This window comes from Microbacterium memoriense (assembly GCF_025398275.1).
Taxonomy (GTDB): domain Bacteria; phylum Actinomycetota; class Actinomycetes; order Actinomycetales; family Microbacteriaceae; genus Microbacterium; species Microbacterium memoriense.
This window is the reverse complement of record NZ_JAODOR010000003.1, coordinates 47,105-61,502: the sequence shown is the minus strand read 5'-3', so window position 1 is coordinate 61,502 and position 14,398 is coordinate 47,105. Positions and strand designations below refer to the sequence as shown.

Annotated in this window: 15 protein-coding genes; 1 reads left to right on the top strand and 14 read right to left on the bottom strand. The window is 67.9% G+C overall.

What is annotated here, in order from left to right:
* Positions 1–54: 54 nt before the first annotated feature.
* The 9 genes from N4R40_RS01950 to murC all read right to left on the bottom strand — a co-directional run bounded on the left by N4R40_RS01950 (position 55) and on the right by murC (position 7,549).
* Positions 55–975, bottom strand: coding sequence for an RluA family pseudouridine synthase (locus N4R40_RS01950; protein ID WP_261605685.1), 921 nt, complete (start codon positions 973–975; stop codon positions 55–57).
* A 1-nt stretch (position 976) separates the two neighbouring features.
* Positions 977–1,576 (bottom strand): signal peptidase II, encoded by a 600-nt coding sequence (gene lspA, locus N4R40_RS01945; protein ID WP_261605684.1) that lies wholly within the window; start codon positions 1,574–1,576, stop codon positions 977–979.
* A 5-nt stretch (positions 1,577–1,581) separates the two neighbouring features.
* Entirely contained in the window at positions 1,582–2,208 is a 627-nt protein-coding gene (locus tag N4R40_RS01940) for a DivIVA domain-containing protein (RefSeq protein ID WP_261605683.1), read from the bottom strand.
* A 129-nt stretch (positions 2,209–2,337) separates the two neighbouring features.
* A complete protein-coding gene (locus tag N4R40_RS01935) occupies positions 2,338–2,640 on the bottom strand; it encodes a YggT family protein (RefSeq protein WP_261605682.1) in 303 nt (100 codons plus the stop codon).
* Positions 2,640–3,095 carry a cell division protein SepF gene (locus tag N4R40_RS01930; RefSeq protein WP_261605681.1) on the bottom strand — a complete coding sequence of 152 codons (456 nt, stop codon included), beginning with the start codon at positions 3,093–3,095 and terminating at the stop codon, positions 2,640–2,642. The genes N4R40_RS01935 and N4R40_RS01930 overlap by 1 nt, the downstream gene beginning before the upstream one ends.
* A gap of 32 nt (positions 3,096–3,127) precedes the next feature.
* Positions 3,128–3,811 carry a YggS family pyridoxal phosphate-dependent enzyme gene (locus tag N4R40_RS01925; protein WP_407665819.1) on the bottom strand — a complete coding sequence of 228 codons (684 nt, stop codon included), beginning with the start codon at positions 3,809–3,811 and terminating at the stop codon, positions 3,128–3,130.
* Between the two features lie 26 nt (positions 3,812–3,837).
* On the bottom strand, positions 3,838–4,983 hold the full coding sequence (ftsZ, locus tag N4R40_RS01920; RefSeq protein ID WP_261605679.1) for a cell division protein FtsZ: 1,146 nt from the start codon (positions 4,981–4,983) through the stop codon (positions 3,838–3,840).
* A 163-nt stretch (positions 4,984–5,146) separates the two neighbouring features.
* Positions 5,147–6,145 (bottom strand): FtsQ-type POTRA domain-containing protein, encoded by a 999-nt coding sequence (locus tag N4R40_RS01915; protein ID WP_261605678.1) that lies wholly within the window; start codon positions 6,143–6,145, stop codon positions 5,147–5,149.
* A 3-nt stretch (positions 6,146–6,148) separates the two neighbouring features.
* Complete coding sequence (gene murC, locus N4R40_RS01910; RefSeq protein WP_261605677.1) at positions 6,149–7,549, bottom strand: UDP-N-acetylmuramate--L-alanine ligase; 1,401 nt, start codon at positions 7,547–7,549, stop codon at positions 6,149–6,151.
* Between the two features lie 90 nt (positions 7,550–7,639).
* Between murC and N4R40_RS01905 the strand changes: the two genes are divergently transcribed.
* Positions 7,640–8,008 (top strand): GntR family transcriptional regulator, encoded by a 369-nt coding sequence (locus tag N4R40_RS01905; RefSeq protein ID WP_261605676.1) that lies wholly within the window; start codon positions 7,640–7,642, stop codon positions 8,006–8,008.
* A 20-nt stretch (positions 8,009–8,028) separates the two neighbouring features.
* On the opposite strand, the gene murG is transcribed toward N4R40_RS01905, so the two are convergent.
* From murG to N4R40_RS01880, 5 genes are read right to left on the bottom strand one after another with little or no spacing between them, the layout of a single operon-like run.
* A complete protein-coding gene (gene murG, locus N4R40_RS01900) occupies positions 8,029–9,102 on the bottom strand; it encodes an undecaprenyldiphospho-muramoylpentapeptide beta-N-acetylglucosaminyltransferase (protein ID WP_261605675.1) in 1,074 nt (357 codons plus the stop codon).
* 10 nt (positions 9,103–9,112) lie between these two features.
* Positions 9,113–10,381 (bottom strand): putative lipid II flippase FtsW, encoded by a 1,269-nt coding sequence (gene ftsW, locus N4R40_RS01895; RefSeq protein WP_407665814.1) that lies wholly within the window; start codon positions 10,379–10,381, stop codon positions 9,113–9,115.
* Entirely contained in the window at positions 10,332–11,879 is a 1,548-nt protein-coding gene (murD, locus tag N4R40_RS01890; protein ID WP_261605674.1) for a UDP-N-acetylmuramoyl-L-alanine--D-glutamate ligase, read from the bottom strand. The genes ftsW and murD overlap by 50 nt, the downstream gene beginning before the upstream one ends.
* On the bottom strand, positions 11,876–12,985 hold the full coding sequence (mraY, locus tag N4R40_RS01885; RefSeq protein WP_261605673.1) for a phospho-N-acetylmuramoyl-pentapeptide-transferase: 1,110 nt from the start codon (positions 12,983–12,985) through the stop codon (positions 11,876–11,878). The genes murD and mraY overlap by 4 nt, the downstream gene beginning before the upstream one ends.
* Positions 12,982–14,394: a UDP-N-acetylmuramoyl-tripeptide--D-alanyl-D-alanine ligase gene (locus tag N4R40_RS01880; RefSeq protein WP_261605672.1), complete on the bottom strand. Its 1,413-nt coding sequence runs from the start codon at positions 14,392–14,394 to the stop codon at positions 12,982–12,984. Before N4R40_RS01880 ends, mraY begins: the two co-directional genes overlap by 4 nt.
* Between the last annotated feature and the right edge of the window lie 4 nt (positions 14,395–14,398).

The following is a 14,398-nucleotide window of genomic DNA, read 5'->3' as shown; positions in this document are numbered from 1 at the left end:
CGCTCAGCCTAGGCACCCCGGTGTACCGGCGCGGGAATGTGCGCGACGAGGTGCTCAGTCGCCGCGAAGGACCTCGAGCGCATGCGCGAGATCATCCGGGTACGCCGAGGAGAATGTGACCCGCTCGTTCGTGGCCGGATGCGCGAAAGACAACTCGCGGGCATGCAACCACTGGCGGTTCAGGCCCAGGTGGGCGGAGAGGGTCGGATCGCTGCCGTAGAGCGGGTCGCCGACACACGGATGCCGATGGGCTGCCATGTGCACGCGGATCTGATGCGTGCGCCCGGTTTCAAGATGCACCTCGACGAGCGCCGCGCGCGGGAAGGCCTCGAGCGTCTCGTAGTGCGTGATCGAGTCCTTACCGGAGGGCGTGACCGCGAACTTCCACGAGTGGGAGGGATGCCGTCCGATCGGTGCATCGATCGTGCCCGCGAGCGGGTCGGGGTGGCCCTGTACGACCGCGTGATAGATCTTTTCGACCTCACGCTCTTTGAACGCGCGTTTGAGCGCCGTGTAGGCGCGCTCGGTCTTCGCGACGACCATCAGGCCACTCGTGCCGACATCGAGTCGGTGCACGACCCCCTGCCGCTCGGCGGCACCGGTGGTCGCGATCCGGAACCCGGCGGCCGCCAGGGCGCCGAGAACCGTCGGCCCTTCCCAGCCGACGGACGGGTGCGCGGCGACACCGGAAGGCTTGTCGACGACGACGATGTCGTCGTCGTCGTGCACGATGCCCAGGTCCGCGACGGCGATCGGGATGATCTCCGGTGCGCGCTTGTCTTCCCATTCCACGTCGAGCCAACTGCCGCCGCGCAATCGGTCGGACTTGCCGACGAGTCGGCCGTCCATCCGCACGCCGCCGCCTTCAATGACGTCGGCGGCGAAGGTGCGGGAGAACCCGAGCATCTTCGCCAGCGCCGCGTCGACTCGCGAACCGTCCAAGCCGTCGGGTACCGGCAGCGTTCGAGATTCCACGTCAGTCATCCGTCCGCAACGGCGACGCATCGGTGGTCGCCACCGGCGTCTCGGATTCCGTGTCGGCCTCCTCCGCGCGCGACGCGCGTGTATCGCGCGTGCCGTCCAGTTGCAGGCCGATCAAGACGAGGAGCGCGACGACGATCATCATCGTGACGATGAACATGTCCGCGACGTTGTAGATGGCCGGCATCATCCACGGTGTGTAGATGAAGTCGATGACGTGGCCGACCGCAAAGCCCGGCTCACGCACGAGTCGGTCGGTGAGGTTGCCGAGGATGCCGCCGAGAAGGAGTCCGAGGACCACCGCCCATCGGCGCGAGCGCACACGCGCGGCAGCCAGGAACACGATCAGCCCGGCGGCGAACGCCAGGATGATCGTGAAGATCCAGGTAACCTCCTCGCCGAGCGAGAAGGCGGCGCCCGGGTTGCGGGTCAGGTAGAGCTGCAGGAAGTCACCGAGGACCGGGACCGTCTCCTGGTAAGGCAGGTTCTCGAGCGCGAGGTACTTCGTGAACTGGTCGGCGGCCAGCACCAGGACGGCGAGAATCGCCGTGAGGGTGCCGGCCGCCGCCGCACGCAAAGGTGTTCTGTCGATCAAAGCCTTCAGCGGCCGGCAGTCGAGGTGGCGCCGGTGACGTCGAGGTCGCGGAGCTTCTCCTCGATGAAACCGCGCAGCTGGTTGCGGTAGTCGCTCTCGAACTGGCGCAGTTCGCTGATTCGGGTCTCGAGCGTGGCGCGCTCGGCATCGAGGCGGGCGCGCTCGTCGCGACCCTTGGCCTCGGCCTCGGCGACGATCGCCTGGGCGTGGGCCTCAGCCTCGGAGATCAGCTTGTCGCGCTGGGCAATGCCCTCGGCGACATGCTCATCGTGCAGGCGCTGTGCGAGTTCGATGATGCCGGCGGACGCGGCGGCACCGCCACCGGCGACCGGAGCGGGCTGTGCAGCGGCGACCGGAGCGGGAACCTCTTCGACGATCTCGGGCTCCGCCTCGGGCTCGGCCTCGACGACCTCTTCCACGACGACCTCGTCTGCGGGAGCGGCTGCTGCCGGGGTCTCGCCGGACTCGTAAGCGGCAAGCTTCGTCTTCAGCTCTTCGTTCTCGGCGATCGTCTTACGCCACTCGACGACGATCTCGTCGAGGAAGTCGTCGACCTCATCCGGGTCGAAGCCCTCCTTGAAGCGGACGTGCTGGAACTGCTTCGTGACGACGTCTTCGGGGGTCAAAGCCATGGTGTTTCCTCTTTCGGGGCTCACGACGCGGGCCGAGTCGGGGCGGCGTCTCCTACAGCGTGCCGTACAGACTCAGCGCCGTACGGTCTTCAGCATAGCCCGCCACATCACCTGGATGCGAGAAGGGCGTCAGAGGCGCGCGATGACGCGGACGATCGTCAGCAAGACGAAACACGCCATCATCGTGACCGGAAATCCCAGGTCAAGGGCGATTGGGCCGATCCGCAACGGAGGGAGGAGCCGGCGGAAGAATCGCAACGGAGGATCGGTGACCGTGAAGACTGCTTCGGCGAGCACGAGCCCGATTCCCTGCGGCCGCCACTCGCGGTTGAACATCGGGATGTACTCGAGGATCAGCCGCGCAAGCAGCACCAGGATGTACAGCAGGAGAAGGACGTCGGCGACCGTAGCCACCCACCGTACGATCTCCACTACGCGGTGAAGGCGGCGGTCTCGGGGTCGGCCTGCGCGAGCGTGCCATCACCGGAGACGGCGACGTTTTCGGGCGACAGCAGGAACACCTTGCTGGTCACACGCTCGATGCGGCCGTACAACCCGAGCGAGAGTCCGCTGGCGAAGTCGATCAGGCGGCGGGCGTCCGCATCGCTCATCTGGGAAAGGTTGATGATCACCGGGATGCCGTCACGGAAGTTTTCGGCGATGATCTGCGCGTCGCGATACTGCTTGGGGTGCACCGTGAGGATCTCGCTGACCGTGCCGGAGGTCGGCTGACGCACAACGGTCGGGCGGTGCAGCGGCGTCACCGGTGCGGCCTTCTCCACCGTGCGCTCGCGGCGCGCGGGCGCCTCGGCAGCAGTCTCTTCGTAGGCCTCTTCCTCGTCGGCGAGGCCCAGGTACACCATGGTCTTCTTGAGCGGGTTCGACATCGGCATCCTCCGTTTGCTCGTCTGTTCTGAGGCTAATCGCGCACGGGCCGTGGACCCGTGATTGCCGAGCCGATCCGCAGGTGTGTCGCGCCCGCGGCGATCGCTTCGGCAAAATCTCCCGACATTCCGGCCGACATCCACGTCGCATCCGGGACGACACGACGGACGGACGCACCGGCCTCGGCGAGCCGGGCAAAGGCATCTGCCGGCTCGACGCCCAACGGCGCGACGGCCATGACGCCGCGGACGCGGAGGGAGGCGCACGAGAAGGCGACGTGCTCCGCCAATGCGGACACATCCGCCGGGACAGCTCCCCCACGGCCCGGGTCGTCGGTGAGGTTCACTTGCAAGAACACATCGAGCGGTGGGGCGTCCGGATCGGCCGCGTGCAGTGCGTCGGCGAGTCGGTCGCGGTCGACCGAGTGCACGCAGTCGGATGCTGCGCGGATCGCGCGGGCTTTCTTGGTCTGGATCTGCCCGACGAAATGCCACTGCACGCCGTCGAGGTTCGGGAGCTCATCGCGCTTTGCGGTGAGCTCCTGCTGCCGGCTTTCGCCGACGTCGCGGACTCCGAGTTCGTGCAGTCGCGTGATCAGCTCCGCGGGGTGGAACTTCGTCACGACGATGCGGGTGAGCTCCAACGGGTCGCGGCCCACCGATCTCGCGGCATCGAAGATGCGCGCATCGAGATCGGCGAGCCGCGCATGCAGATCCACCGTTGTCACTGAGCCTTGTCGATCGGTTACTTCAGGAAGTCGGGGATGTCCAGATCGTCATCGCCGAAGACCGAGTCGTACGGTTCGGTCGATGCCGTCACCGAGACCGGCTGGCGCTCTTCGGCCACCACGACCTCGCGCGCGGCTTCATCGGCAGACACCTGCGGCAGAACGGGCGGAACGACCGTGCGCTGGGCCGTGATCGGCTCGATGCGCGTCTGCGGTTCACCGCCGTCGAATCCCGCGGCGATGACGGTGACCCGCACCTCGTCGCCCAGCGTGTCGTCGATGACGGTACCGAAGATGATGTTGGCTTCGGGGTGCGCCGCCTCCTTGACGAGCTGCGCAGCATCGTTGATCTCGAAGATGCCGAGGTTCGACCCGCCCTGGATCGACAGCAGCACCCCATGCGCGCCCTCGATCGATGCTTCGAGCAACGGGGACTCGACCGCGAGTTCGGCAGCCTTGATCGCACGGTCAGCACCGCGCGCCGAGCCGATGCCCATGAGCGCAGATCCGGCGCCCTGCATGACAGACTTCACGTCCGCGAAGTCGAGGTTGATGAGACCCGGCGTCGTGATCAAGTCGGTGATGCCCTGGACACCGGCGAGGAGCACCTGGTCTGCGGTCGCGAATGCCTCGATCATCGAGATGCCGCGGTCGCTGATCTCCAGCAACCGGTCGTTCGGCACGACGATGAGGGTGTCGACTTCTTCCTTGAGCTTCGCGACGCCGGCTTCGGCCTGGCTCTGACGGCGTCGACCCTCGAAGGAGAAGGGCTTGGTGACGACACCGATCGTGAGCGCGCCGATCGACTTGGCGATCCGGGCGACGACGGGGGCACCACCGGTGCCGGTTCCGCCACCCTCACCGGCGGTGACGAAGACCATGTCGGCGCCCGCAAGCGCTTCTTCGATCTCCTCCGCGTGGTCTTCTGCGGCGCGGCGACCCACCTCTGGGTCGGCGCCGGCACCGAGGCCGCGCGTGAGCTCACGTCCGACATCGAGCTTGACGTCCGCGTCGCTCATCAGGAGCGCTTGGGCGTCGGTGTTCACCGCGATGAACTCCACACCCCGCAACCCCAGGTCGATCATCCGATTGACGGCGTTCACGCCACCGCCACCTACACCCACGACCTTGATCACCGCGAGGTAGTTCTGGTTCTGGCTCATGCCGGCTCCTTCGTGTCCCGAACCACTGTCTGTAAACCTTGAACCTCTAGTTGAGGTTTAAAGAATTGCCGAGTATGCAATTCCTTGACTTGAAGGTATGCGGGGCGACGCACACGCGGCCCGAGGCGGTGGGCGTGTCGCGCAGAAAGATCCGGGAGTTCGCTCAGCGGACGACGACGGCGTCCGGCGCGGACACGTCATAGCTGTAGACGCCCTCTGGCGGACGTGCCGCCATGATCGTCTCGAGCGCAATCGCTTTGTACTCGGAGTCGTCGGCATTGCCCCAGACGACCGAGGTTCCCGGTCCGCCGAGAGAAAGCGTCACGTCGTTGGCCGTCGTTGCCGTCATGCCGGTCACCTGCGCCCGGATGCTGTCCGGCAAGGCGCGGAACACCGTGCCGACCGCCTCGAACGCGGGTGACCCCACTCCCCCGGTGACCTCGATCACGGGGTGTCCGGCGGGCGGCTCGGCCGTCGTCGACAGTGCGACACCGGCGGCATCGACGAGCGTGTATCCGGCGGCGGATTGCACCGACCCGATCGGTGTGCGCTCGACGATCCGGACGACGAGGTCATGCGGCGGACGCGCCTCGAGCGTGTAGGTCTCCACGAGAGGGAACTGCACGAGTGCGGCCTTGACCTCCGACGAGTCCACGAGCGACAGCGGCACTCCGATCTGACCGGAGAGTGCCGCTTCGACCGCCCCGGGATCCAGGCTGGATGTGCCGACGACCTGCACGCGCTCGACGGCGAACAATGGGCTGTAGGCGGCGCCGAGCGTGCCGAGGACGAGAAGCATGAATGCGGATGCGATGCCGATCCACAGCATCCGCCGCCGCCGTTGACGGGCCGTGAAGCGGCGGACCTCGGCGCGCAGCGCACGGCGGCGCGCCCGCGCGGCGGCCCACACATCACGGACACCGACCTCGGGGTCGACGCCCGGTGCGGGCTCTACCGCAGGCGCGAGCGGCACCGGGCGGACAGCGTCCTCCGGCACGTCATGCCACAACGACTCCATCGGCGCGGTGCCATCGGGATCGATCGCGCGCGTCTCGGGCGCCGTGATCGGCGGACCGATGGGCGTGAACGCGATCTCCTGCTCGGGGTTCGCCGCCGGCCTCGAGCCGGGCGTCGACGCCGGCAGCGGCGTAGGCCGTTGCATCGGCTAGTCCTGCGCTCCGGAGAGGGCCTGCAGCACCTGCGGGATGATCAAATGCACGTTGCCACAGCCGAGCGTGATGATGTAGTCGCCGTCACGGGCGACCGAGGCCGCATAGTCGGCCGCCTGTTGCCAGTCGGCGACGTAGTGAACGTGCGACGGATCGGCGAAGGCATCGCTGACGAGCTCGCCCGTGACCCCCGGAACGGGGTCTTCGCGCGCCCCGTAGACGTCGAGCATGACCGTGTGGTCGGCGTGGGTTTCGAGCACTTCGGCGAACTCGCGGTACATCTCCTGCGTGCGCGAATATGTATGAGGCTGCTGGATCGCAATGATCCGGCCCGCGCCCACGACGCTCCGCGCCGCCGCAAGTGCGGCCGCGACCTCGGTCGGGTGGTGCGCATAGTCGTCGAAGACGCTGACGCCGCGCTCGACGCCGTGGAGTTCGAACCGGCGCACCGTTCCACCGAAACCCTCGACCGCGCGCAGGGCCGGCTCGAGCGCGAACCCGAGTGTCAGGAGAACCGCGACGGCGCCACCGGCGTTGATCGCATTGTGGGCGCCGGGAACGGCCAGTGCGCCGTCGACCGTGACCCCGGCGTGCGTGAGCGTGAAGCGCACGGGACCGGAGGTGACGATATCTCCGACCCGGACGTCGGCGGCGGCATCCGTGCCGAACGTGATGACGTTCGGGTGTGTCAACGCCGCGGCCACGCGCTGCGCGCCGGGGTCGTCGGAGGAGATCACGACCGCCTCACGGGCCTCGTTCCCGAAGCGCACGAATCCGTCGTAGAACGCGTCGCGAGATTCCCAATGATCGAGGTGGTCGGGGTCGACGTTCGTGACGAGGGCGATGGACGTGTCGTACAGCAGGAAGGTGCCGTCGGACTCGTCCGCCTCGATGACGAAGAGATCATCTGCACCGGTGCCACTGGAGATGCCGAGGTCGGAAATGACGCCGCCGCTGACGAACGTGGGGTCGGCGTCGAGTGCGCGCAACGCCGTGACGAGCATGCCGGTCGAGGTCGTCTTGCCGTGGGCGCCGGCCACCGACACGAGGCGGCGGCCGCCGATGAGCCAGTGCAACGCCTGCGAGCGGTGGATGACGTGCAGGCCACGCTCCTTCGCGAGGAGGAACTCCGGGTTCTGCGGCCAGATCGCGCCGGTGTGGATCACCGTGTCGACGTCGTCCGGAAGGTTCGCGGCATCGTGGCCGACGTGCACGGTCGCACCGCGGGTGGCGAGGGCGCGGAGGGCCGCACTGTCGGCACGGTCAGATCCCGAGACGCGGATGCCGCGGTCCAGGAACATCCCGGCGAGTCCCGACATGCCGGATCCTCCGATGCCGATGAAGTGCGCGGCCGTGATGTCCGCAGGGATCGGGAGGGTGAGGTCGGGTCGAATCATGGCTCGACAAGTCTAGATCGCCGCACCTCGGGCCCGGCCGAGGGCGCGCCCGAGGTGGACAGCACGATCCGGACGGGGTACGAACGACGTATGGATGTCCGCTCCCTCATCGCCCTGGATCCGGCATCCGCTGCCCCGCCGTTCGAACAGGTGCGCAGTCAGGTGATGGATGCCGTGTCCTCCGGAGCCCTCGTCGCCGGCTCTCGGATGCCGACCGTGCGGCGCCTCGCCGATGACCTGGGGCTCGCGCCGGGCACCGTGGCGCGCGCGTACCGCGAACTGGAGGCATCCGGCTTCATCGAGACCCGCGGGCGGAATGGCAGCTTCGTCTCGCCGCAGGGCGACGCCGCCGTGCAGCAAGCCCAGCGCGCTGCGACAGCCTTCGCCGAGCAGATCCGCAGCCTGAATCTGGATGTCGATCAGGCGCTCGCGCTGGTCTCCGCCGCACTGCGCGCCTGACCAGCCTCACGGCGCAGGTTTCAGCGGGCGAGCGTGGCGTCGATCATCGCGACGACGTTCTCGGTGCCCGCGCGCGTGCCGACCGTCGCGGCGGCAGTGCGCATCGCGGCCAGCGCGGCGGCATCCTGCAGGAGCGGGACGATCTCCGACGCCAGACGGGCCGGGACGAATTCCGCATCGGGGATGATTCTCGCCGCCCCCGCGCGCACGGCCGAGGCCGCATTCAGCGCCTGCTCGCCGTTGCCCACGGCATAGGGCACGTAGACGGCGGGGATGCCGAGCGCGCTGACCTCGGCGACGGTCGCCGACCCCGATCGCGAGACGATCAGATCCGCCAGCGCGAAGGCGAGGTCCATGCGGTCCAGGTACGGCACGACGTGATAATCCGGATGCCCGGGGTCGGTCGCCTCGTTGCGCTCCCCCGTTGCGTGCACGAGCTGCCACCCGGCGTCCACGATGTCCCGCCAGGATTCGGCAAGCGTGTCGTTGAGCCGACGCGCACCGAGCGATCCGCCGAAAACGAGGAGCACGGGGCGTGCGGGATCGAGCCCGAACGCTGCGGCGGCCTCGGTGCGCCGGGCAGCGCGATCAAGTTCGACGATCTCGCGCCGTAACGGCATGCCGACGACGCGTCCACCGCGGATCGGTGTGCCCTCGAAGACGACGCCGACGCCGGCTGCCGCGCGGGCACCGAGGACGTTGGCGAGCCCGGGCTTCGCATTGGCTTCGTGGACGACGTACGGCACGCCTTCTCGGCGTGCAGCGAGGTAGGCGGGCGCCGACGCGTATCCACCGAAGCCGACCACCACATCGACGCCGTGGGCGCGGATATGCGTGCGCACCTGTGCGATCGCGCGGAAGAAGCTCCCCGGGAAGCGGACGGCGGCCCCGTTCGGCCGCCGCGGGAACGGCACCTTGTCGACGAAGAGCAGCTCATACCCGCGTTCGGGAACGAGTCTGGTCTCGAGCCCTTCCCGCGTACCGAGCACGAGAACGGATGCCTGGGCGTCCCGTGCCCGGAGCGCATCGGCGACGGCGAGAAGCGGATTGACGTGACCGGCTGTTCCGCCGCCGGCCAACAGGTAAGTCGTCACCGGATCGAGACTACCGCGCGCGGACGGGACGCCCGGGTCGCTGAACGGGAACGGCGATCTCGGTGCGCGCCGGCAGACTCCGCGCGAAAGACAGGAGGACACCGCAGGCGAGAAGCACCGACAGCAGGGCCGTGCCACCCTGCGACATGAACGGCAGCGGGACGCCGAGCACGGGGAAGATGCGCAGGACGACGCCGATGTTGACGACGGCCTGACCGACGACCCAGACCGTGATCCCCCCGGCGACGATGCGCACGAACGGGTCGTGGGTCTTGCGGATCACATGGAAGGAGCCGACCGCGAACAGGGTGAACAGGGCGAGGACGACCAGGCATCCGATCAGCCCGAGCTCTTCACCGAGGATCGCAAAGATGTAGTCGTTGGATTGCGCGGGCAACCAGCCGTACTTCTCGCGCGAGTTGCCGAGGCCCAAGCCGAAGATGCCACCGTTGGCGAGTCCCCAGACGCCGTGCACGGCCTGATAGCAGTCGCCGACGGCGGCGTAGTAGCAGTCCAGCGTGTCGACGTTGAAGTTGCTCAGGATGCGGGCCATGCGGTTCGGGCTCGTGACCGCGAACACGGCGACGACCGCCACCACCAGCAGCAGCGGCAGCACGAAGATGCGCAGCTTCACGCCGGAGAAGAAGAGGCATCCCAGAAGGATGGCCATCAGGATCATGGCGGTTCCCAGGTCGTGCCCACCGAGGACGGTGCCGATCACCAGGCCGCCCACCGGGACGACCGGGATGAAGACGTGGCGCCACAGGCCGAGCAGCGTCTGCTTGCGGTAGAGGACATACCCGAGCCACAGCGCGAGGGAGAGCTTGAGGAACTCCGACGGTTGCATCTGCATACCGGCGATGTTGATCCAGTTGCGGTTTCCGGCGTCGTTGACGCCGAGGCCGGGGACGAAGACCAGCAGCTGGAAGGCCGTGGTGACGATCAACGCCGGCCACGCGATCTTCTTCCAGAACGACACCGGGAAGCGGCTCGCCACGAACATCAGGGGGATGCCGATGATCGCGAAGACGCCCTGCTTGAGCACGACCTCGAACGGGCTTTCGCCGTCGGCCACGGATCGCGCCATCGTCGCGGACAGGACCATCACGAGGCCGAAGCCGGTGAGCAGGAGCGCCGTCGACGCGATCAGGAGGAACTCGCTCGGCACCGGCGTGAACACCCGGCCGAGTGAGACGCGCGCCGCGTATCCCTGCGGCTCGGGAGTCAGGTCAGGAGTCGGATTGGCCGGACGGGTCCGGTGCGATGTCGTGGTGGCCACCGATCCCCCTCCCGATCCGCTGGCGGACGGCGTCGGCGAAACGCCGCCCCCGGTCCGAATAGGACTCGAACTGATCGAAGGATGCCGCAGCCGGAGCGAGGAGGACCACGTCTCCGTCACGCGCGACACCCGCCGCCAGGTCGACGACCTCTGTCATGACGTCTTCAGTCTGGGCGTGGTCGACCTCGAACACGGGAACCGCGGGCGCGTGTCGTGCGAACGCCTCCGCGATCTCCCTCCGCGAGGTCCCGATGACGATCGCGGCCTTCACGCGCGACCCGCGGCCGGCGACCAGCCCTGCGATGTCGACACCCTTCAGGAGCCCCCCGACAACCCACACGGCGCCGGGATAGGCGGCCAGCGATGAGTCCGCCGCGTGCGGATTGGTGGCCTTCGAATCGTCGACCCAGGTGACGCCGGCGGCGACCGCGATGACCTCGATCCGGTGCGGGTCGAGCTGGAAGTCACGGAGCGCGTTGCGGATGGCTTCCGGAGTGACGCCGAGCGCACGTGACAGTGCCGCCGCCGCCAGCGTGTTGGCGACGATGTGCGGGGCGGAGAGCCCTCGCTCGGCGAGCTCGGCGATCGTGGTCAGCTCGAGCGCACTCGTGTGGCGTTCCTCCAGGAACGCACGGTCCACGAGGATGCCGTCGACCACGCCGAGGTCACTCGGTCCAGGCACACCGAGATCGAAGCCGATGGCACGGCATCCATCGAGGACCTCCGCATCCTCGACCATCTCCCGGGTGGCGATGTCGGACTTGTTGTAGACGCAGGCCACACGGGTGAGCTGATACACGAACGCTTTAGCATCGCGATACGCGCGGGCGGAGCCGTGCCACTCGAGGTGGTCGTCGGCGAGGTTGAGGCACACGCTCGCGGCGGGTGAGAGCGGGTCCGGTCCGCTCTGCAGCGAGAGGTACCAGAGCTGGTGGCTGGAGAGTTCGACGACCAGGACATCGAATCCGGCGGGGTCACGGACGGCATCGAGCACCGGCACGCCGATGTTTCCGCACGGCGCCGCACGAAGCCCCCCGGCGGCGAGCATGGTCGCCGCCAGCCGGGTCGTGGTGGTCTTGCCGTTGGTGCCTGTGATGAGGAGCCAATCGGCCGGGCTGCCATCGGGTCGCGTGATCTTGTCGCGCACGCGCCACGCGAGCTCGACATCGCCCCACAGGGCGATTCCCGCGTCGCGGACCCAGGAGATCACCGGGTGGTGCGGCGGGAATCCGGGCGACGCGACCACGACCTCGGGGGCGAACTCCGACAACGACTCGGGGACGCTGCCCAGCGGCCCGGTCCACAGGCGTGCGCCGATGACCGGCAGCAGACGCCCATATTCCTCGTCCGCCCGCTCGGTGAAGACGTAGACGTCCGCGCCCAGCTCGGCGAGGGTGTCGGCGACCGCGAAACCGGTGACGGACAAACCCAGCACGGCGACGCGGAGACCCGTCCAATCGGCGTGCCAGCTCGTCAGCGAATCCAGACGCGTGGTCATAGTGCGGCGAGCCAGGCGACGTAGAACAGACCCACCCCGGCCACCGCGAGCATGCCCGCGATGATCCACATGCGCACGACGATCGTGATCTCCGGCCAGCCGCGCATCTCGAGATGGTGGTGGAACGGACTCATCAGGAACAGACGCTTGCCGCCCGTCGCCTTGAAGTAGTAGCGCTGCAGGATCACCGAACCCGGGCCGATGATGAAGACACCCGCGATGACGACCGCGAGGATCTCGGTGCGCGAGAGCACCGACATCGCCACGATGACGCCGCCGATCGCCATCGAGCCGACGTCGCCCATGAAGATCTTCGCCTTCGGAGCGTTCCACCACATGAACCCGACGAGGGCTCCGACGAAGGATGCCGCGATGATCGTGAGGTCCATCGGGTCACGCGTCGGGTAGCACGCCGAGACGTAGGTGTCGACGAGGTCGCTGCTGTGGCAACGCTGCTGGAACTGCCAGAACGTCACGAGGCTGTAGGCCGAGATCGTGAAGATGCCGGCACCGGTGGCCAGGCCATCCAGTCCGTCGGTCAGGTTGGTCGCATTCGACCAGGCGACCGAGAGGAACGACACCCAGACGAGATAGAGGATCCAGCCGACGATCGCGCCGAGCGCCATGAAGGAGAGCATCGGGATGTCGCGGAAGAACGAGATGTAGGGCGACCCGGGAGTCTGGTTGTACGTATTGGGGAAGTTCAGCGCAACGATGCCGAACGGCACCGCGACCGCGATCTGTCCGATCACTTTTCGCCATCCCGAGAGACCGAGACTGCGCTGCTGACGAACCTTCATGTAGTCGTCGATGAAGCCGACGACGCCGAGCCCCACCATCATCCAGATGACCAAGAGGCCCGAGATCGTCGGCGGAGCGCCGCCTGTGAGCGTGCCCACGAGGTAGCCGATGACCGCGCCGAGGATGAAGATGACACCACCCATCGTGGGCGTGCCGCGCTTGGCGTGGTGGTTCGGGTTGCTCGCATCGTCGGGGGTGCGGATCACCTGACCCCAGCCGAGCTTCTCGAACAGGCGGATGAAGAGCGGCGTCAGGAACAGCGTGAACGCGAGCGAGATCGTGGCGGCGGCAAGGAGAGATCTCACGAGAACGATTCTCCCAGACGATCACCGAGATGCCGGAGTCCGGCGGAGTTCGAGGACTTCACGAGCACGCGGTCGCCGTCGCGCAGCTCACCCAGCAGGTAGTCATAGGCTTCGTCGGCCGTCGCGAAGAACACCGCTTCGCCGTCCCAGGACCCCTCGCCGATCGCGGAGATGAAGAGGCGACGCGCGTCCGGGCCGACCACAACGATCCGCTCGATCCGCAGGCGCACCGCGAGAAGCCCCACGCGATCGTGCTCTTCGCCGGCGTACTCTCCGAGTTCACTCATCGCGCCGAGGACGGCGACTTTGCGCTGGCCGGGTTCCACGATCTGTGCGAGCGTGCGCAGGGCCGCGGCCATCGAGTCGGGACTCGCGTTGTAGGCATCGTTGATGATGCGGACGCGATCCGAGCCGAGGGGCTGCATCCGCCACCGTTCGGCGATCTCGACCGTCTCCAGCCGCGCGATCGCATCCGCGAGGGGAACCCCGATCTCCCGTGCCGCGGTCAGCGCCGCAAGGGCGTTCATGACGTGATGCTCACCGAGCACTCGCAGGCGCAGCGGCATCCGCTTCTCCCCCACGACGATCGTGCAGGTCGTACCGGATGCCGTGACCTCGACGTCCTCCGCACGCATCTCGGCAGCGGAGCCCCGCCCGAACCACCGCACGGAGACGCCCCGCGACTCCGCGACGGCCGCCATGGTGACCACGCGGGCGTCGTCGGCGTTGAGGACAGCAATTCCGCCGGGGCGGATCGCCTCGACCAACTCGGTCTTCGCTTTGAGGGTCGCCTCCACGCCGCCGAAACCGCCGGCGTGGGCGAGGCCGACCATCAGCACGACGCCGATGTCGGGCGTGACGAGTCCGGCCAATCGCGCGATCTGGCCGGGGCCCGCCGCACCGAACTCGCACACGAGGTAGCGCGTCTCCGGCGTGACGCGGAGCATCGTCAGGGGCGCGCCGACCTCGTTGTTGAACGACGCGCGGGGCGCGACTGTCTCGCCCTCGTCCTGCAGGATGCGCTCGAGGAGGTTCTTCGTCGTGGTCTTGCCGTTGGACCCCGTGATGCCGACCACGGTGAGGTTGCCTCCGGCGCGCACGCGCGCGACGACCTCGCGGGCGAGGTCTGCGAGAGCGGCGATGACATCGGGTACGACGATCTGGGTGATGGCGGCATCCACCCGATGCTCGACGATCGCCAGCGACGCCCCTGCTTCGGCCACCCCGGGAACGAAGAGGTGACCGTCCGTGGTCTCCCCGGGTTTCGCGACGAAGATGTCACCGGGCGCGATCATCCGCGAGTCGGTGTCGACGGCGCCTTCCACGACGGTCGTGGGCGCATCGGCGCCGAACGGCTCCAGGGTTCCTGAAACAGCTGTGGCCACCTCGGCCAGGGTCATGCGGATCATGGTG

Bases quoted from the DNA above. Each gene is read 5' to 3' on its own strand.
- N4R40_RS01940 (WP_261605683.1), bottom strand. From the start codon at position 2,208: ATGGCTTTGACCCCCGAAGACGTCGTCACGAAGCAGTTCCAGCACGTC.
- N4R40_RS01930 (WP_261605681.1), bottom strand. From the start codon at position 3,095: ATGTCGAACCCGCTCAAGAAGACCATGGTGTACCTGGGCCTCGCCGAC.
- ftsZ (WP_261605679.1), bottom strand. From the start codon at position 4,983: ATGAGCCAGAACCAGAACTACCTCGCGGTGATCAAGGTCGTGGGTGTA.
- N4R40_RS01915 (WP_261605678.1), bottom strand. From the start codon at position 6,145: ATGCAACGGCCTACGCCGCTGCCGGCGTCGACGCCCGGCTCGAGGCCG.
- murC (WP_261605677.1), bottom strand. From the start codon at position 7,549: ATGATTCGACCCGACCTCACCCTCCCGATCCCTGCGGACATCACGGCC.
- N4R40_RS01905 (WP_261605676.1), top strand. From the start codon at position 7,640: ATGGATGTCCGCTCCCTCATCGCCCTGGATCCGGCATCCGCTGCCCCG.
- murD (WP_261605674.1), bottom strand. From the start codon at position 11,879: ATGACCACGCGTCTGGATTCGCTGACGAGCTGGCACGCCGATTGGACG.
- N4R40_RS01880 (WP_261605672.1), bottom strand. From the start codon at position 14,394: ATGATCCGCATGACCCTGGCCGAGGTGGCCACAGCTGTTTCAGGAACC.